Annotated in this window: 20 protein-coding genes and 1 tRNA gene; 13 read left to right on the top strand and 8 right to left on the bottom strand. The window is 73.1% G+C overall.

Annotated elements, in window-relative coordinates:
* Window positions 1-109 precede the first annotated feature (109 nt).
* The 6 genes from BUE48_RS15845 to BUE48_RS15820 all read right to left on the bottom strand — a co-directional run bounded on the left by BUE48_RS15845 (window position 110) and on the right by BUE48_RS15820 (window position 3834).
* Window positions 110-379, bottom strand: coding sequence for a hypothetical protein (locus BUE48_RS15845; protein ID WP_286990327.1), 270 nt, complete (start codon window positions 377-379; stop codon window positions 110-112).
* A gap of 141 nt (window positions 380-520) precedes the next feature.
* Window positions 521-1726 (bottom strand): helix-turn-helix domain-containing protein, encoded by a 1206-nt coding sequence (locus BUE48_RS15840; protein WP_286990325.1) that lies wholly within the window; start codon window positions 1724-1726, stop codon window positions 521-523.
* Window positions 1727-2040: 314 nt separating this feature from the next.
* Entirely contained in the window at window positions 2041-3063 is a 1023-nt protein-coding gene (locus BUE48_RS15835; RefSeq protein WP_286990324.1) for a DUF2637 domain-containing protein, read from the bottom strand.
* Window positions 3060-3203, bottom strand: a complete 144-nt coding sequence (locus BUE48_RS15830) for a hypothetical protein (protein ID WP_286990323.1) — start codon at window positions 3201-3203, stop codon at window positions 3060-3062. The genes BUE48_RS15835 and BUE48_RS15830 overlap by 4 nt, the downstream gene beginning before the upstream one ends.
* Window positions 3200-3487, bottom strand: a complete 288-nt coding sequence (locus BUE48_RS15825; protein WP_286990322.1) for a hypothetical protein — start codon at window positions 3485-3487, stop codon at window positions 3200-3202. The genes BUE48_RS15830 and BUE48_RS15825 overlap by 4 nt, the downstream gene beginning before the upstream one ends.
* Complete coding sequence (locus tag BUE48_RS15820) at window positions 3484-3834, bottom strand: hypothetical protein (protein ID WP_286990321.1); 351 nt, start codon at window positions 3832-3834, stop codon at window positions 3484-3486. The genes BUE48_RS15825 and BUE48_RS15820 overlap by 4 nt, the downstream gene beginning before the upstream one ends.
* 326 nt (window positions 3835-4160) lie before the next feature.
* On the opposite strand from BUE48_RS15820, the gene BUE48_RS15815 reads away from it, so the two are divergent.
* Both BUE48_RS15815 and BUE48_RS15810 read left to right on the top strand, forming a co-directional pair.
* Window positions 4161-4511 (top strand): avidin-fold protein, encoded by a 351-nt coding sequence (locus tag BUE48_RS15815; RefSeq protein WP_012853521.1) that lies wholly within the window; start codon window positions 4161-4163, stop codon window positions 4509-4511.
* A gap of 28 nt (window positions 4512-4539) precedes the next feature.
* On the top strand, window positions 4540-4992 hold the full coding sequence (locus BUE48_RS15810) for a YbjQ family protein (RefSeq protein WP_012853520.1): 453 nt from the start codon (window positions 4540-4542) through the stop codon (window positions 4990-4992).
* Between the two features lie 69 nt (window positions 4993-5061).
* Here the strand turns inward: BUE48_RS15810 and BUE48_RS15805 are convergent, their stop codons facing one another.
* Entirely contained in the window at window positions 5062-6321 is a 1260-nt protein-coding gene (locus BUE48_RS15805; protein WP_286990320.1) for a molecular chaperone DnaJ, read from the bottom strand.
* Window positions 6322-6556: 235 nt separating this feature from the next.
* Here BUE48_RS15805 and BUE48_RS15800 point away from each other — a divergent pair, with 235 nt between their 5' ends.
* From BUE48_RS15800 to BUE48_RS15755, 10 genes are all read left to right on the top strand, one after another.
* Window positions 6557-7132, top strand: a complete 576-nt coding sequence (locus tag BUE48_RS15800; RefSeq protein WP_012853518.1) for a TerD family protein — start codon at window positions 6557-6559, stop codon at window positions 7130-7132.
* 95 nt (window positions 7133-7227) lie between these two features.
* Complete coding sequence (locus BUE48_RS15795) at window positions 7228-7806, top strand: TerD family protein (protein ID WP_012853517.1); 579 nt, start codon at window positions 7228-7230, stop codon at window positions 7804-7806.
* 35 nt (window positions 7807-7841) lie between these two features.
* Window positions 7842-8993, top strand: a complete 1152-nt coding sequence (locus tag BUE48_RS15790; RefSeq protein WP_286990318.1) for a DUF475 domain-containing protein — start codon at window positions 7842-7844, stop codon at window positions 8991-8993.
* A gap of 7 nt (window positions 8994-9000) precedes the next feature.
* Complete coding sequence (locus BUE48_RS15785) at window positions 9001-9579, top strand: TerD family protein (protein WP_012853515.1); 579 nt, start codon at window positions 9001-9003, stop codon at window positions 9577-9579.
* A 235-nt stretch (window positions 9580-9814) separates the two neighbouring features.
* Window positions 9815-10972, top strand: coding sequence for an HpcH/HpaI aldolase/citrate lyase family protein (locus tag BUE48_RS15780; RefSeq protein ID WP_286990317.1), 1158 nt, complete (start codon window positions 9815-9817; stop codon window positions 10970-10972).
* Window positions 10969-12372, top strand: coding sequence for a phosphoribosyltransferase family protein (locus tag BUE48_RS15775; protein ID WP_012853513.1), 1404 nt, complete (start codon window positions 10969-10971; stop codon window positions 12370-12372). The genes BUE48_RS15780 and BUE48_RS15775 overlap by 4 nt, the downstream gene beginning before the upstream one ends.
* Complete coding sequence (locus tag BUE48_RS15770) at window positions 12369-13523, top strand: cysteine protease StiP family protein (RefSeq protein ID WP_286990314.1); 1155 nt, start codon at window positions 12369-12371, stop codon at window positions 13521-13523. Before BUE48_RS15775 ends, BUE48_RS15770 begins: the two co-directional genes overlap by 4 nt.
* Window positions 13520-14404 carry a hypothetical protein gene (locus tag BUE48_RS15765; RefSeq protein ID WP_012853511.1) on the top strand — a complete coding sequence of 295 codons (885 nt, stop codon included), beginning with the start codon at window positions 13520-13522 and terminating at the stop codon, window positions 14402-14404. The genes BUE48_RS15770 and BUE48_RS15765 overlap by 4 nt, the downstream gene beginning before the upstream one ends.
* Before the next feature lie 33 nt (window positions 14405-14437).
* Entirely contained in the window at window positions 14438-15760 is a 1323-nt protein-coding gene (locus BUE48_RS15760) for an MGH1-like glycoside hydrolase domain-containing protein (protein ID WP_286990313.1), read from the top strand.
* Window positions 15761-15777: 17 nt separating this feature from the next.
* Window positions 15778-16278, top strand: a complete 501-nt coding sequence (locus BUE48_RS15755) for a hypothetical protein (RefSeq protein WP_012853509.1) — start codon at window positions 15778-15780, stop codon at window positions 16276-16278.
* A gap of 7 nt (window positions 16279-16285) precedes the next feature.
* On the opposite strand, the gene BUE48_RS15750 is transcribed toward BUE48_RS15755, so the two are convergent.
* Window positions 16286-16702, bottom strand: a complete 417-nt coding sequence (locus BUE48_RS15750; protein WP_012853508.1) for a hypothetical protein — start codon at window positions 16700-16702, stop codon at window positions 16286-16288.
* A 146-nt stretch (window positions 16703-16848) separates the two neighbouring features.
* Here BUE48_RS15750 and BUE48_RS15745 point away from each other — a divergent pair.
* Window positions 16849-16924: transfer RNA gene (locus BUE48_RS15745), tRNA-Asn, on the top strand.
* Window positions 16925-16928: the final 4 nt, after the last annotated feature.

Genomic DNA, 16928 nt, shown 5'->3' with positions numbered 1-16928 from the left:
CGGGCCGCCGCCGCCCAGTCGTCCGACACTCCGCTTTCGTGGGTCTCCCCGTCCTCGCTACGGACTTCCCATGGGAACAGCTCAGGCCCGTCGAGGGAGTTGGCCGCGGTCATCGCGTCCCCCCGGGCCGGTGGCACGCCTGGACTTCGCGCACCCTGGCCAGCAGGTCGGCGGGGGTGCGGCCCTCGATAAGCCCGAACCAGGGGAAGGGCGGGCAGGGCATCGCCCAGTAGCGGCGGGTGTAGTTGCCGTGCCAGGTCACCCACTGGGCGCCGACTTGGCGTTGCAGGTCGGCCAGCACGTCCGGGCCGGGGGTGTCGGCGGCGGTGGAATCGGGGGTCTGGGCTGGGGGTCTGGGCTGGGGTACGTTCGGCGTCAAGGTTCGGACCTCCCGCGTCCGGGCCTAGGCCCCGGGACCTCCCGACGCCGCGAACGTCGGGCCGGGGCCGCTTGCTCCGGGCACGGTAGGCGGCGGCGGCCGGGCCGGTGTTTCCGCGCGGAAACCCTGTTGCGGCCCGCTTTAGATCAGGTTCATCCGCCACGCCAGTCCGCGCAGGTCACGGCTTGGCGCCCTGTCGAACAGGTCGGCCACCAGCTCACGAACGAGGGCGTTCTTGTGGACGCGGGCCGCGTCGAGTTTCTCGGCCCGCCGAAGGTCCCTGACCGCGCCGTCCCCATCGCCCAGCATGGCCCGCGCACGGGCCTGTTCGATCGCCAACGCGGCCCGGCGGCCCCGGCTGGTGATCCGGGCCGGGTCAACCCCAGCGGCGGCCTGCAACGCCTTCTCAGGGTCTCCGGCCTCGACCGCGAGCATCGTCCGCCACGTGGCGACGTTGGCGGGGCCGAACCACTGGAAGGCGTCCGGGCGGTCACCGAACCGGCCGGCGATCTCGGCAGCGGCGGCGACGTGATCGGCGGCGGCGGTGTGATCACCGCGGATCTGCGCGTCAAGCCCCGCCGACAGCCGCAGCATCCCCAGCACCTCGAACCCGTACCGGTCTCCGGCGCTCAGATGAGGCTCCAGACGGTCCGCCGCCGCGGCAACGCCCCGCAGCGCCCGCGACAGCGACGCAGACGGCCGGCAGTGCGCACGGGCGAACGTCGCCGCCCCGATCATCACCGGGTCATCCAGGGCACGAGCCGCCTGCATGGCCCGGTCCGCGGCGATCCACGCCAGGTCGGGCTGCCCCAGGTGCCGCAGGGTGAACGTCGCCCCGGTCAGCAGATCCACCAGCAGCCGCAACGCCCGCGCCCGCTGCTGTTCGTCGCCGGCCGCGGCGTGCACCTGCAGTTCGGCCAGCACCCCCGGCAGCACCGTCGTCAACGCCGCATGGTCAGCGGCCCGCCGATGCCGGGCGATCTGCCCGCCGGCCAGCGCCGCCAGGGCGTCCAGCGGCCGGGCGGGCACGTCCGCCGGATCGTCCAGGGTGGAATCCAACAGGACTTCCCGCAGGGCGACCACATCGCCGAAGACCCGCCGGTGAGGCCGAATCGCCGGGGCCGGCTCCCCCAGTAGATCAGCCGCCGATACTTCCAGCGCTTCGGCCAACGCCGCGATGTCCGCGCGGCGGTCCAACCGCAGATGTCCGTTTTCGATCTTGCTCAGCCACGACTTGGACCGTCCGACCAGACCGGCCGCCGCCTCGATGGACAAGCCGCGGAACCGCCTGGCCGCGCGCACGTTCTCACCGATCCGGCGCGCGCCGTCATCACGTGGGGTGGACATGGATGACCTACCCTGAGAACTGTTCCTAACCCACTGCCCAAGGTACGCGGCCACGCCGCACCACGGGCAGGGAACATGCGCAACGCCCCGCCCGGCCGACCGTCCCGGCGGGGCGTCGCCATATCCGGCCCCACGCGCGCGTCGCGCACGACGTCGTGTCTGCCATGGCGGACACTGGCCTCTCCGGCCCCACGCGCGCGCGTGCGCGCGACGCGCCTGCGCGTGGGGCCGCCCGGATGGGCACGGCCGGTTGCAGTTGCCGTTGCGCTTCGCCGAACGCGTGACGCCCCGCCATGGCGGTCCGCGGCGGGGTGTCAAGGTCGAGGGACCGGGAACGGTGGGGGTTCAACCGCCACCGCGCATCCCAACTGATCAATGCGGCTGGCGTGGTTACAAATGTAACCAGCGAAGGTCTGCCCGCCCCGGCCAATGAGGGCCAGGCCTGGGTGCCCGGAAGCGGGCCTACCGGCGGCCGGGCTCGATGGCGCGGCGGGTGTCAACGGCTGGCCGGCGTCGTCTCCCTCACCGCTGAGGCGGACCTTGACGACGCGCACCTTCGGGGCGGACATGGCGGTTACTCCTCTCGCACTGGTGGGGGTCAGCGCCCCGCCACGGCGGTCCGCGGCCGCCCGCAGGGCCTTCGCCTTCGGGTACCCGACGTGCAGCTTGCGGCGGATCTCCCGTATCGAGGGCAGACCACCGGTCGCGAGCGTTTCGGCGAACCGTTCCCGGGCGGTCGCGATCATCTCGGGGGAGACCTCCCCTTCCGGCGCGCCGTCCTGTTCGCCGGGCCCGGCGACCTGCGGCCCGTCCGGTCCGGGACCGGTCGCGACCGCGATCCTGTCGAGAGCGGGCGGGACGTCGAGGGCGGGCAACGGCCACCACATCGGGGCCGGGTGCTCGAGGCCGGTCCCCTCCGCGGTCGCGACCGGCGGGACCGGCGGGGCCGACCGGCCGCGCCGGATCAACCCCATGAGCAACTCGACCACCACCACGAGCGTGACCGCCGGCCACGCCGCGACCACCGCCCCGACGAGGCCGTGGTCGAGGCCGTGCAGCACGTTGACGGCCACCGTCGCCGCGACGCCCATCCCCAGCGCCCACCGGGCCAGGGCGGGCGCCTGGGCGTCGCGGCGGGCCGCGTCCAGCATCACCAACGACGCGACCAGCACCAGCCCGTCAGGGGTCAGCGGCGTCAACGCCGCGGTGAGGCCGGTCTCCCCATACGTGGCCGCCACCTGGTACGCGTGCCGGTAGCTCACCACGGCGGCGATGGCGCCGAGCGCGACCACCGTCCCGGCCGTGATGACCCGGATCAACCGGTCCGCGGCGTTCACCGGCCGCCGCCCTCGACCAGATCGGCCACGATCCGCCGCAGGTCGGCCAAGGTGTTGTCCGGGGCGAACAGCACGGCCGCCTGTTCGTCGGTCAACCCCAGCGCCAGCGTTGCCCGCAGCAGTCGGACGTTCGGCTTCATGCCGCACCTCCCGCATCACCGCCCGGGACCACCCGCAGCGCGGGCGGCCCGGCCGGTCGGCGGCCGAAGTGGAAGACGTTGATCGGGCCTTCTCCGTCGCCCAGGTCCACCCAGTACCCCGACGCCTGCAGCCCGGTGGACACACCGGACATCACCGCGGTTCGGGCGTTCTCGTTCAACTGGAAGCCCTGAGCGGCCAGCATCGCCATCACGCCATCGATCAGGGAGTCCAGGCCATCGGCGTCGATCACGCCGGGCGACGCCGAGATCAGACGCGGCTTCACCGACCCTCACCCCCGTCCCCCAGGACGGCGGCGGCCCGGCGAACCAGGTCGGCCAGTTCGTTCTGTCCGCACAGGGTCAGCAGCGTGGCCACGCCGTCGTGCCGGCCGGCGTCGATCTCGACGTACACCGGGCCGGAGATGGCCACCACGGGCGCCGCCGGGGACCTCAGACGGCCGGGGACCTGCAGCAGGAAGACGAACACGCGCTTGCCGTCGATGCAGGCGGCGCCGACCTCGTGACTGTGGACGGCGCCCGCGTCGGCGGGGTGCTCACCGTCGCACCATGGCGGGCAGTTCCCGGTGTTCGAGCCACCTTCCGGCGGCGAGATGACAGACTTGGACCTCATGGGGTCGCCTCCAATTCAGGCGATCTCTAGGCCCCGTTCCGGTGCTTGCCCCACCGGTCGGGGCCGCCTTGTCGTGAGGCCCGTCCGCCGGTCTGCCAGTCAAGAATAATTCCGGGTACAACGCTTCTCGCTGACCTCGTTTTCCCAGGTCATAGCACAATGCCAAACCTGGGGTGCTGCGCGAGTATCTGGAATAGGGGGAAACCCGCGAGTGCAGCCCGTGACCTGGCAGGAGGCCAAGTCGCGGGCTTTTGCTCCCCGGGTGCGGCGCCACCGGCCGAAGACGGCCGCCGGCCCGTCGAAGGACCGCCGCTAGGATCGCTCCGATGACGGCCCCTTCCCTCGACGGCAGGCGCTTTCGCGCCGTCGCCGACGTGTCCGGCGGCGAGGTCACACCCGCCACGATCTTCACCTACCACGAGCGGGACGGCGAGATCTGGGCCTGCTACGCCGGAGGTGAGATCCGGCGCGGCTACCTGGTGGGCACCCGCGACGGCGACCGCCTGGACTTCCGCTACACCCAGCTCAACACCGCGGGTGAGACGGCCAACGGCCACTGCGTGTCGGTGGTGCGGGTGCTGCCGGACGGGCGGCTGCGGCTGGAGGAGACCTGGGAGTGGGAGTCCCGGCCGGGCAAAGGCACCAGCGTGGTCGAAGAGATCCAACAAGGGGCATGAGGCCCCGCCGGTCGTCTACGGTGGGGGCATGCTGATCGTCACGACTGATGGCCTGCCGGGTTTCGAGATCCGCAGGGTGCTCGGCCCGGTGTTCGGGGTGGCCGTGCACAGCGATCAGGGCGGGGGCGCGGCCCCGGCGTCCAACAGCGGCACCTTCCGCGTGCCGGCCGCCGAGCAGCCGGGCCCCGGACTGGCCGCCGCCCGGCGGGAGGCGATCCAGCGACTGGCCGAGGAGGCCCAGCGGATGGGGGCCAACGCGGTGGTGGGCATGTGCTTCGACAACGCCTTCGTCGCCGGCGGACCGGGCCGGGGCGGCCATGAGGTGTGCGCCTACGGCACCGCCGTGGTGGCCGAGGCGGCTCCCGCCCAGCAGCCGGGCCAGCACCCCTACTCCCAGGCGGTCCCGCAGCCGCATCCGAGCCGTCCGCCCGTGGTCGCCCGCAACCTGACCATCGGCCTGCACGGCGACGGCACCCACTGAGAACCCCTCGAGGCGGCGTCCGGCCGGACGCGACCTCCCCGGGCCGAGCCGGCGGTCCCCGGGGGCGGGTCAGCCGCGGCCGGCGCGTTCGGCGCGGACCCGTTCCACCACGTCCCGGGCGGCGGTTTTGATCGACTCCAGCTCCTGCAGGTAGGACCAGTAGTCCGGGTGCGGGCCGCGGAGCTTGGACGGGGCCGCCTCCAGGCGCCGTACCAGGGCGTCCAGGTCCCGGGCGTGCCGGGGAGAGATGGCCGAACCGGCGGTGACCACCAGCCGCTGGGCGTCGCGCACGGTGAAACGGACCGCCTCGGCGGGCGCCGCGGGGTCGGCCGCGGTGGCCTCCAGGTCGGCCAGCCGCCCGGTGACCTGCCCGGCCCGCCGGTCGGCGGCGTTCAGCTCGGTGCGCGCGGCGGTCAGCGCCCGCTGGGCCTGCGCCCACTCGCCCCGCCCGGCGTGCGCCTCGGCCTCGGCGATGCGCTCCCGCGCCCGGGCCACCCCCTCCTCGATCGCACTCGGGGCGTTCTTCAGGTCCTGCCAGCACGCCAGCGAGTAGCCGCGCAGCAGGCGGCTCATCGCCTCCCGCACCGGCTCGATCCGCCCGGCCACCGCCTCCACCCGGGTGCGCACCGCGATCAGCGCATGCCGGACCTTCTCGGCGGCCTTCGGCAGCTCCTCGGCCTGCTCGCGGGCGGTCTCGGCCAGCCGGCGCGCCTCGTCGGCCGCCTCCATCGCCCCCGACAGGCCCAGCCCGCCCAGCCCCGGGGCGGACACCTTGGCCAGCAGGTCGTGCGCCCGGGCCAGCACGGCCTCGGGCTCGGCGGCGTCCATCCCGGCCCGCCGGGCCCGCTCGATGGCCTCCTCGGCCGCCGCCACCGCCTGCCGGGCGGCCGTCAGGCGGGGCGGCAGCTGATCCAGCGCGGCCTCCAGCCGCTCCAGCCGCGCCCCCAGCCGGACGGCGAAGGCGTTCAGCTCCTCGGTGACGCCGGTGAGCCGTTCGAGCACGGCCGTCAGGGCCCGCCGCGCGGCGTCGTACTCGGCCGCCGACCGGCTCTCGTCGTCGAGGTTGTGGGCGTCCAGCACGGTGATATAGGCGCGAGCGGCGTGGTCGGCCTTGCCGTTGAGGTCGGCGAACTCGCGCTGGGCGCTCTCTGCGGCGGCCGGGTCCAGATCGGCGAAGAGGGTGACCCGCCCGCCGACGTACCGCTGCGTCTGCTCCATGTCGTAGAAGGCGGTGGCGGCGTTCTCCCGCACCGCGACCGCGGCCGCCCTGGCGGTCTGCGCCGCCCCGTCGCGGCGGCCCCGCCGACGCCGTTCGCCCGCTCCCCGCACTGCGCCTCCGCCGTGCCGTCCTGCTCCGACCGGCCCGGGACGGGCCGTCCCGTGGCCTGATCTTTGGCTCCCCCTAGTCTCGCTCACGCCAGGCAGTGCGTTCATCCTCCCAGGACGGTTCGATCCTGCCGTTTGCGGGCCGACGGGACGCAGCGGAACGGATAGCATCGCCACGACGTCTTACGGATGTCGGCCTTCGGTCGATGGCGACTGGAAAAGCAACCTGGAGGTACTGTTGGGCGTCAGTCTGAGCAAGGGCGGCAATGTCTCGCTCACCAAGCAGGCACCCGGCCTGACCGCGGTCACCGTCGGCCTGGGCTGGGATGTGCGCACCACCACCGGTACCGACTTCGATCTGGACGCCTCGGCCATCGTCGTCGACGCCTCCGGCAAGGTGCTGTCGGATCAGCACTTCGTCTTCTTCAACAATCTGCGCAGCCCGGAGGGCGCCGTGGTGCACAGCGGCGACAACCTCACCGGGGCGGGAGAGGGCGACGACGAGCAGATCAAGGTCGACCTGACCGCCCTGCCCCCGCAGGCGCAGCGGGTGGCGTTCGCCGTCTCCATCTACGAGGCCGACTCGCGCGGCCAGAACTTCGGCCAGGTCCGCAACGCCTTCATCCGCGTGGTCAACCAGGCCGACGGCAACGAGCTGGCCCGCTATGACCTGTCCGAGGACGCCTCCACCGAGACCGCCATGGTTTTCGGTGAGCTTTACCGCCACGGCGCGGAGTGGAAATTCCGCGCCATCGGCCAGGGCTATGCCTCGGGACTGGCCGGCATCGCTATGGACTTCGGGGTCAACGTCTGATTTCGTCTTCCGTATCCGGACCGGGCACCGAAGATCCGGCTCCGGGGACGCGCAAGGGACCAGCAGGCAGCACAAGGGAGTAGGAGCAGCCGACCATGGGAGTTTCCCTCGCCAAAGGCGGCAACGTCTCGCTGACCAAGGCCGCGCCCAACCTGACTGCAGTGTCGGTCGGCCTGGGCTGGGATGTGCGGACCACGACCGGCGCGGACTTCGACCTGGACGCCTCGGCGCTGATGCTGGGCGCCAACGGCAAGGTCCTCTCCGACCGGCACTTCGTGTTCTACAACAACCTGCGCAGCCCCGACGGCTCGGTGGAGCACACCGGTGACAACCTCACCGGTGAGGGCGAGGGCGACGACGAGGTCATCAACGTCGATCTGACCGCCGTCCCGCCCGAGTGCGAGCGCATCGTCTTCCCGGTGTCGATCTATGACGCCGACAACCGCGGCCAGACCTTCGGTCAGGTCCGCAACGCCTTCATCCGCATCGTCAACCGGTCCGACAACTCCGAGCTGGCCCGTTTCGACCTCACCGAGGACGCCTCCACCGAGACCGCAATGATCTTCGGTGAGCTTTACCGCTATCAGTCCGAGTGGAAGTTCCGGGCGGTCGGCCAAGGGTATGCTTCGGGCTTGGCCGGTATCGCCATGGACTTCGGCGTCAACGTAGGCTGATCGCTGACGCTACCCCGCCGACCAGAAATTCGTTCATGATTCTTCGCACCTTCGGGTGGTCGTTCGCCATCACCGGTTTGGGCCTGCTCGCCGCACTGCTGTACGGCGGGCCGGCCGGGCTGGCGCTGGTGGCCGTCCTCGCCGTTTTGGAGATCTCGCTCTCGTTCGACAACGCCGTGGTCAACGCCAAGGTGCTGGAACGGATGAGCACCTTCTGGCAGAAGATCTTCCTGACCATCGGCATCGCCATCGCGGTGTTCGGCATGCGGCTGCTCTTCCCGCTGCTGATCGTCGGGATCACCGCTCAGATGACGCCGATCGAGGCCTTTGATCTGGCCTTCAACGATCCGAAGGAATACGCCCACCGGATGCATGAGGCGTATCCGACGATCGCGGCGTTCGGCGGCATGTTCCTGATGATGCTGTTCCTGGACTTCGTGTTCGAGGAACGCGCGGACAAATGGCTGCCGTGGCTGGAACGCCCGCTGGCGCGGATCGGCAAGCTCGACCAGCTCTCGGTGGTCGTGGCGGCCGGCGCCCTGGCCCTGGTGGCCGGGCTGTTCGCCGAGGACACCGGTCAGGTGATGATCGCCGGCGTGCTGGGCATGGTGACCTACATCCTGGTCAACGGGCTCGGCGAGCTGTTCTCCCAGGGCGGCGAGGACGACGGCGACGGCGAGGAGGAGGTCAAGGTCCCCGCCGTCAAGGGCACCACCGGCCCCAACGGGCTGGTGCTGGCCACCGGCAAGGCCGGGTTCTTCCTGTTCCTGTACCTGGAGGTGCTGGACGCCTCGTTCTCCTTCGACGGGGTCATCGGGGCGTTCGCCATCAGCACCGACCCGGTCGTCATCATGCTGGGCCTGGGCATCGGTGCGATGTACATCCGTTCGCTGACGGTGTTCCTGGTGCGCAAGGGCACCCTGCACGAGTACGTCTACCTCGAGCACGGCGCGCACTGGGCCATCGGCGCCCTGGCCGTCTGCATGCTGATCAGCATCGCCGTCCACGTCCCCGAGGCGATCACCGGCGGGCTCGGCGCGGGCCTGATCATCGCCGCCTTCCTGTCCTCGGTGCTGCGCAACCGGCGCGAGCGAAACGGCGCCTCACCGGGTGAGGCCGGCCCAGACGGGGCGGAGGAACTGCACCCCACGAGCGTGTCGGGGAGCGGGGCGCTGACCGGGGAATGATGCGGCCATGTCCGTCTCGCTGAGCAAGGGGCAGAAGGTCTCGCTGGCCAAGCCGGACGGCGGCGCGCTCACCCGGGTCAGGATGGGCTTGGGCTGGGACCCGGTGGTCAAAAGAGGGCTGTTCGGCCGGTCCAAGACCCAGCCGACCGACCTGGACGCCTCCTGCCTGCTGTTCGACGCCTCCGGCAACCTCGTGGACGCGGTCTGGTTCCGCCAGCTGCGCAGCAAGGACGGCGCCGTGCAGCACACCGGCGACAACCTCACCGGTGACGGCGAGGGGGACGATGAGTCGATCCGGGTCGACCTGACCGCGCTGCCGGGCAACGTCGCCCAGCTGGTGTTCACCGTCAACTCCTTCAGCGGGCAGGACTTCTCGCAGATCGCGGGCGCCTTCTGCCGGCTGGTGGACGAGAGCACGGGCCGGGAGCTGGCCCGCTACGACCTGTCGGGCTCCGGGCCGCACACCGCGCAGATCATGGCCAAGGTGAGCCGGGAGGGCTCCGGCTGGTCGATGACCGCGATCGGGGCCACCGCCACCGGCCGCACCTTCCAGCACCTGCTGCCCGTGGTGACGCAATACCTGTGAAGCGCCCGTGCTCTCGCCGCCGGGGCGGATGGGCCCACGGCGCCCGACGGCTCCGGCGGGGGTGCGAGGGCCGGCCCGTCCCGGCCCGCCGCACCGGGTGCTCTGACGCACGATTCACCTGTCCAAATGCCACAGATAGGCATATCTCCCGTATATGGTTCCGGGATGCGGACCGGGCCCGCCGTGCGGTGCCGTTGCTCTGGGGCCTGGCAGGCCGTGGAAAGGAACCGCTCCCATGCGACACTTCGACCACGTCTCCGCCGCCCGGCGCAAACGCCTGTTCGTTCGTCAGCCCCGCCCCTTCGACCGTGACACCGACCCGGCGCTGCTGGCGGTGGCGCTCGGCGCCACGCTCTACAGCCCGGCGACCCGCCCCACGCTGGCCCACGACATCGTCAAGGCCGTCCGGCACGGTGTGATGAGCATGGTGGTGTGCCTGGAGGACGCCATCCCCGACGACCAGGTGCCCGCGGCCGAGGCCAACATGATCGACCAGCTGCGCCGCGTCCACGCCTCCGGCAGCGCCGCCCCGCTGCTGTTCATCCGGGTCCGCACCCCCGAGCAGATCGGCGACCTGACCCGGCGGCTGGGCGATGCGGTCGAGCTGGTCAGCGGATTCGTGCTGCCGAAGTTCACCGCGGCCACCGGTGGAGCGTTCCTGGACGCGCTGGTGCAGACCAGCCCGCTGGCCGCGCGCCGGCTGCTGGCCATGCCGGTGATCGAGAGCCGGGAGGCCATCTACGCCGAGACCCGCGCCGAGATGCTGCAGGACGTGGCGCGGCTGCTGGCCAAGTACGCCGACTCGATCCTGGCGGTGCGGCTGGGCGCCACCGACCTGAGCGCCGCCTACGGGCTGCGCCGCCCGCCCGACCTGACCATCTACGACATCCAGCCGGTGGCCGCGGTGATCGCCGACGTGGTCAACGTGCTGGGCCGGGCCGACGGCACCGGCTTCGTGGTCACCGGCCCGGTCTGGGAGTACTTCTCGGCCGGGGAGCGGATGTTCAAGCCCCAGCTGCGGCAGTCGCCGTTCGAACGCCGCGCCGCCACCGGGCTGCGCCGCCACCTCATCAGCGCCGAACTGGACGGGCTGATCCGCGAGGTGCACCTGGACAAGGCCAACGGGCTGATCGGCAAGACCGTCATCCACCCCTCCCACGTCGCGGCCGTGCACGCGCTGTCGGTGGTCACCCACGAGGAGTACTGCGACGCCGCCGACATCCTCGGGGTCGACGGCGGCGGCGCCATGGCCAGCTCGTATGCCAACAAGATGAACGAGGCCAAGCCCCACCGGGCCTGGGCCGAACGGCTCATGCTGCGCGCCCAGGTGTTCGGGGTGGCGGCGGAGGACGTCACGTTCGTGGAACTGCTGGAAGCGGCGGGCGGCCTGTGACCGGGTGGAACGGCGCCTGGGTCGCCGAGCGGCTGGGCATCGCGCTGCGCGATGCCGACCGTCCCTTCGGGGCCGGCCTGCGCGACCTGGTCGGCCTGGCGGTGCGGCGCAACCCGCGCCGCGCCCACCTGCTGGTCTCGGCGGTGCTGGGCAAGCACGTGCCGACCGACCCCCGCCTGGTCCACGGGGCCGGCCTGCTGCTGGGCCGCCGCATCGCCGGACTGCCGCAGCCGGCCGCCGATGCCGCCGGCGCCGCCCTGCGCGCCGCCCTGGCCGCCGAACGGAACCCGCCGGACGGTGCGCGGCCCGCCGCGCGCCTGCGGGACATGCTGCGGGAGGCGCCGGCGGCCCCGATGCCCGCGCTGGTGATCGGCTACGCCGAGACCGCGACCGCGCTCGGCCACTCGGTGGCCGACGCCCTGGGCGGCGCCGTCTACCTGCACTCCACCCGCCGCCCCGTCCCGGGGGTGCCGCCGTACGGGGGGTTCGAGGAGGAGCACAGCCACGCCACCAGCCACCTGCTGCTGCCCGCCGACCCGGCGCTGATGGAGACCGCCGGGCCGGTGGTGCTGGTCGACGATGAGCTGTCCACCGGCACCACGGCGCTCAACACGATCCGCGCCCTGCACGCCGCGCACCCCCGCGACCACTACGTGCTGGCGTCCCTGGTGGACGTGCGCGGCCCGCAGGACCGGGCGCGCATGGCGGCCCTCGCCGACGAGCTGGGGGCGCGCATCGACGCGGTCGCGCTGGCCCGCGGCCGGGTGGAACTGCCCGCGGACGTGCTGCGGGCGGGCCGGGAACTGGTGGCCGCCACCGCTTGCGCACCCGCCCCGCCCCGGCCGTGCGGCCGCGCGCACCCGCTCGTCAGGATCGATCTGGCCTGGCCGCAGGACCTGCCGGAGGGCGGCCGGCACGGCTTCCTCCCCGAGCACCGCCGGCACCTGGAGGCCGAACTGCCGGCCATGGCCGCCCGGCTCGCCGAGACGCTGCCCGCCGCGGCGCGCCGGGTGCTGGTGCTGGGCTTTGAGGAGCTGATGTACGCGCCGCTGCGGCTGGCCGAGGCCCTGGCCGACCTGCTGCCGGCCGCACAGGTCCGCTATTCGACCACCACCCGCTCCCCGGTGCTGGCCGTGGACGACCCCGGGTACGCCATCCGCACCCGCCTGACCTTCCCCGCCCACGACGACCCGGCCGACGGCCCCGGGGAGCGCTACGCCTACAACGTGGCCCCCGGCGGCGACCGTGACCGCGCGTTCGAGGCGATCGTGCTGGTGGTGGACCGGGCCGGGGACACCCCGCTCCTGGAAAAGGGACTGGCGGCCCGGCTGCGTGAACTCGCCCCGGTCACCATGGCCGTGCTGCCCGTCCGCACGCCCGCCCGAAGGGGGGATCGTTGAGCACGCGCACGTTGCCGAGCCCGCTGCGCGGCCCGGACTTCGGCAGCTACCCGGCCGAGGACGTCGCCTGGCTGTTGAAGGACCTCTCGCACGTCCGCCTGGAGGCGCCGGCCGAGGAACGGGAGGCGGCGATCCAGTCCGGCCGCGCCCACTACGCCGAGTCGCTGCCGGTGGAGTACCGGCCCAGCCCGCAGTACCAGGAACTGTTCCACCGGGCGCTGCAGGAGTCGGCCACCCGGCTGGCGTACGCGGTCGGGCTGGTCGCCGAACTGATCCTGGCCGAGCGGGGTCCGGGGGCGGTGCTGGTCTCGCTGGCCCGCGCCGGCACCCCCATCGGCGTGCTGATCCGGCGCTGGGCCCGCGCGATCCACGGGCTGGAGCTGCCGCACTATGCGATGAGCATCGTGCGCGGCCGGGGCATCGACCGCGTCGCACTGCGCTACCTGGCCCGCCACCACGACCCGGCGGCGGTCATGTTCGTGGACGGCTGGACCGGCAAGGGCGCCATCGCAAGCGAGCTGGCCGCCGCCCTGGACGCCCACGCCCGGGAGGAGGGGGTGCGCTTCCCCGGCGAGCTGGCGGTGCTGGCCGACCCCGGGCGCTGCGCGGAGATCTTCGGCACCCGCGACGACTTCCTCATCCCCTCGGCCTGCCTGAACTCCACCGTCTCCGGCCTGGTCAGCCGGACGGTGCTCAACGATGAGCTGATCGGGCCGGGCGACTTCCACGGCGCCAAGTTCTACGCCGAACTGGCCGCGGGCGATGTGTCGGGGCTGTTCATCGACACCGTCTGCGCCCGCTTCGAGCAGGTCGCCGCGCAGGTCGCCGCCGACTGGCCCGCCCATCGCGCCGCCGACCGCAGGCCGGACTGGGCGGGCCGGCGGGCGGTGCGGCGGATCGGGGAACGCTACGGCATCGACGACCTCAACCTGATCAAACCGGGGGTGGGGGAGACCACCCGGGTGCTGCTGCGCCGCGTCCCCTGGCAGGTGCTGGCCCGCGCCGACATGCTGGACCGCCGCGAGCTGGCCCACATCAGGCTGCTGGCGGCCGAACGCGGCGTCCCCGTGGTCGAGGTGGAGCCGGACGCCTTCCCCTACGCCTGCATGGGCCTGATCCGTCCGCACCCGCACCCGGGCGGTGCGCGATGAGGACGGTGGTGTGCACCGACCTGGACCGGACGCTGATCTACTCGGCCGCCGCGCTCGCCCTGGAAGGACCCGACGAGACCCTGCCCCGGCTGCTGTGCGTGGAGCACTACCGGGCCGCGCCGCTGTCGTACGTCACCGAGACGGCGGCGATCCTGATCGAGCGGCTCGCCGAGGCCGCCGTGCTCGTCCCGGTGACCACGCGCACACCCGAGCAGTACCGCCGCGTCCGCCTGCTGGGCAAACCCCTCCCGTACGCCGTCTGCGCCAACGGCGGCCACATCCTGGTGGACGGGGCGGAGGACGCCGGCTGGGCCGGCCGGGTGCGCGCCCGCGTCGCCGAGACCGGCGCCGAGCTCGCCGAAGTCCGCGAGCATCTGAGCCGGATCGCCGGCGGGTTCGTGCACAGGCTGCGGACCGCCTCCGAGCTGTTCGCCTACGCCGTCGTCGACCGGGCGGCGCTTCCGGCGGGCTGGCTGGCGGAGCTGTCGGCCTGGTGCGCCGAACGCGGCTGGCGGACCTCCCTGCAGGGCCGCAAGGTCTACTGCCTGCCCTCGGGGCTGAGCAAGGCGTCCGCCGCCGCCGAGGTCGCCCGCCGCGCCGGCGCCGACCGGATGCTGGCCGCCGGGGACTCGCTGCTGGACATCGAACTGCTGGAGGCGGCCGACCTGGCGCTGCGCCCCTCGCACGGCGAGCTGGCCGAGACCGGCTGGAGCGCCCCCAACACCGCCGTCACCGCCGCGCGGGGCGTCGCCGCCGGCGAGGAGATCGTCGAGCGTCTCCTCGGCCACGTCCTGGACCCCGCCGCCATCCCCGCCACCGGCCGCTGGCGGCGTCTTCTGCGGCCCGCGGACCGGACGGGGAGCGAACCCGAACGGCTCTAGGCAAGCCGTCACCGGCGGTTCACGCTTGAAGGCATGAACACCCCTTTGACCGGGGACGAGACCGCGCTGTGGCGGGCGGCGGCCCGGGTCCTGGACGACAACTGGACCGGATGCGGCACCGCACCCTCTCCGGGGCTGTACCCGCACCTGTGGAGCTGGGACTCGGCGTTCATCAGCGTGGGACTGGCCCGGCACCGCAGGGAACGCGCCGAACGCGAACTGCTGTCGGTGTTCCGGGGCCAGTGGTCCGACGGGCTGCTGCCGCACATCGTCTTCCACCCCCGCCTCACCCGGCACGGCTACTTCCCCGGCCCCGACCTGTGGCGCAGCCGCACCATCGCGGGCACGCCCCGGGACCTGGACACCTCCGGCCTCACCCAGCCGCCGCTGCACGCCCTGGCGGCCCTGCGGCTGCATGAGTCGGCCACCGCCGACGAGGCCGAACGCAGCCGCGCCTTCCTGGCCCGCATCTACCGGCCGCTGGCCGCCCAGCACCGCTATCTGTCCCGCTGCCGCGACCTGGGCGGGGCGGGCCTGGCGGCCATCTGCCACCCCTGGGAGTCCGGCCTGGACAACAGCCCCGCCTGGGACCGCCCGCTGGCCGCCCTGGACCCGCCGCCGTCGGCGTACGCGCCCGGCCGCCCGCCGCGCCCGCCCGCCGGTGAGGACCACGACCGTTACGTGTGGCTGGTCGTCCTGCTGCGCCGGGCCGGTTACGCCCCCGGCCACCTGCGCGAGGAACATCCCTTCGCGGCCGAGGACCCGCTGTTCAACGCCGTCTACCTGGCCTCCGCGCACGCGCTGGCGGAGATCGCCGAGATCACCGGGCACGATCCGGTGCCGCACCGGGAGCAGGCCCAGCGCATCCACCGCGCCCTGCTGGATCGGCTGTGGGACCCCGAGGCGGGCTGTTTCCGGGCGCTGGACCTGCGCACCGGCCGTCTCATCCCGGCGCTGACCGTCTCGTCCTTCGGCCCGCTGCTGGACCCCGAGCTGCCCCGGCCCATCCTGCGCTCCCTGGTCGAGCTGCTGCTGTCGGGCCGCTTCGCCGGGGCCACCGGATACCCGGTGCCCACCTGCGACGTCCAGGCGTCCTGTTTCGACAGGGGGGACTACTGGCGCGGCCCGACCTGGATCAGCACCAACTGGCTGCTGTGGCTGGGAGCCGCCGCCCACGGCCTGACCGTGGTCGCCGACCTGCTGCAGGGCGCCACGCTGCGGCTGGTGCGCCAGTCGGGGTTCCGGGAGTACTTCGATCCGTTCGACGGCGCCGGCCGCGGCGGCCACGACTACAGCTGCTCGGCCTCGCTCGTGCTGGACCTGCTGGCCGCCCGCCGCGCCCCCCGGGCGGCCTGATCGGTACGGTGGAGCGCATGCTGCGGATCTTCACCCGCAACCGCCTGCCCGCGTCCGTGCGGGCCCGCCTGGAGCTGGCGCGCGGCGAGCGCCCGCTGGCCTTCGCTCCCACCCGGGGCGGCTCTCACGTGGTCGCCACCACCCTGGCGCTGCACCTGCCCACCGGTGACGGCGGCTTCGTCCGCTTGCCGTGGGAGCGCATCGACCGCGCCGTCTGGGAGAACGGGCGGCTGGTCGTTCAGGAGACCTCCGCGGGCCCGACGCACCGCATCGGGCTCACCGACCCCGGGTCGGTGCCCGAGACCGTCCGGGAACGGGTCACCTCCACCGTGGTGGTCTCTCACCCGGCGACCCTGCCCGGCGGCGGCAGGGTCCGCATCACCGGCCGCCGCTCGCCGGCCACCGGGGAGGTGCGCTGGGCGATGCTGTTCGAGGCCGGGCTCGACCCCGACGATCCGGGCCTGCGCGCCCAGGCCGAGCAGGTGCTGGAGGACCTGCGCCGCCAGACGGGCCTGTAAGGCCGCCTCAGCGCGGCCCGCGCCGCCCGGGCGTCCCGGTCTCCTTCGGGCCTTTGCCGGGACCGCCGGCGCCCGCGGGGCCCGCCCCGGTCCTGCCGGCCACTCCGGCGGGCGTGTCGGAGAACCTGCGCTCGCCGGTGCCCGGCGTCTCCGCTCCGGTCCGCTGCGCCGTCGGCACCCGCTCGCCCACCTCATCGGCCGGCCCGCCGGTCTCGGCGTGCCGCTTGCCGCCCATCTTCTGCTTGGCCGTCCCCGCCAGCTCCCCGGACTTGGCCCGCAGCGCCTCCGTGGTCTCCTGGACCCGCGGGTGCTCGGCCAGCTTGCGCGACTGCTGCACGATCTGCTCGTACCGCTCCCGGCCGGCCTTCGTTCCCAGCACATAGCCGACCGCCAGGCCCGCGAGGAACGGAATCCTGATCTTCATGGCACCCCCTGCTAGCTCTTGGGTGCCACCCCCATACCCACGATCGGCGAAGCCAGTCGGCGCCCTCCCGCATATACGTGCACGAGCACCTGTCCGGATGCGCTAGTCTGGTTCCGCCGCGGTGCGAGGGAGTCCCTCACACACGGTCCCGCGTAGCTCAATTGGCAGAGCAGCCGGCTGTTAACCGGCAGGTTATTGGTTCGAGTCCAATCGCGGGAGCCAGCTC

The sequence above is a fragment of the Thermomonospora sp. CIF 1 genome, assembly GCF_001896795.1.
GTDB classification, from domain to species: Bacteria; Actinomycetota; Actinomycetes; order Streptosporangiales; family Streptosporangiaceae; genus Thermomonospora; species Thermomonospora curvata.
This window is presented reverse-complemented; position numbering and strand designations above follow the sequence as displayed.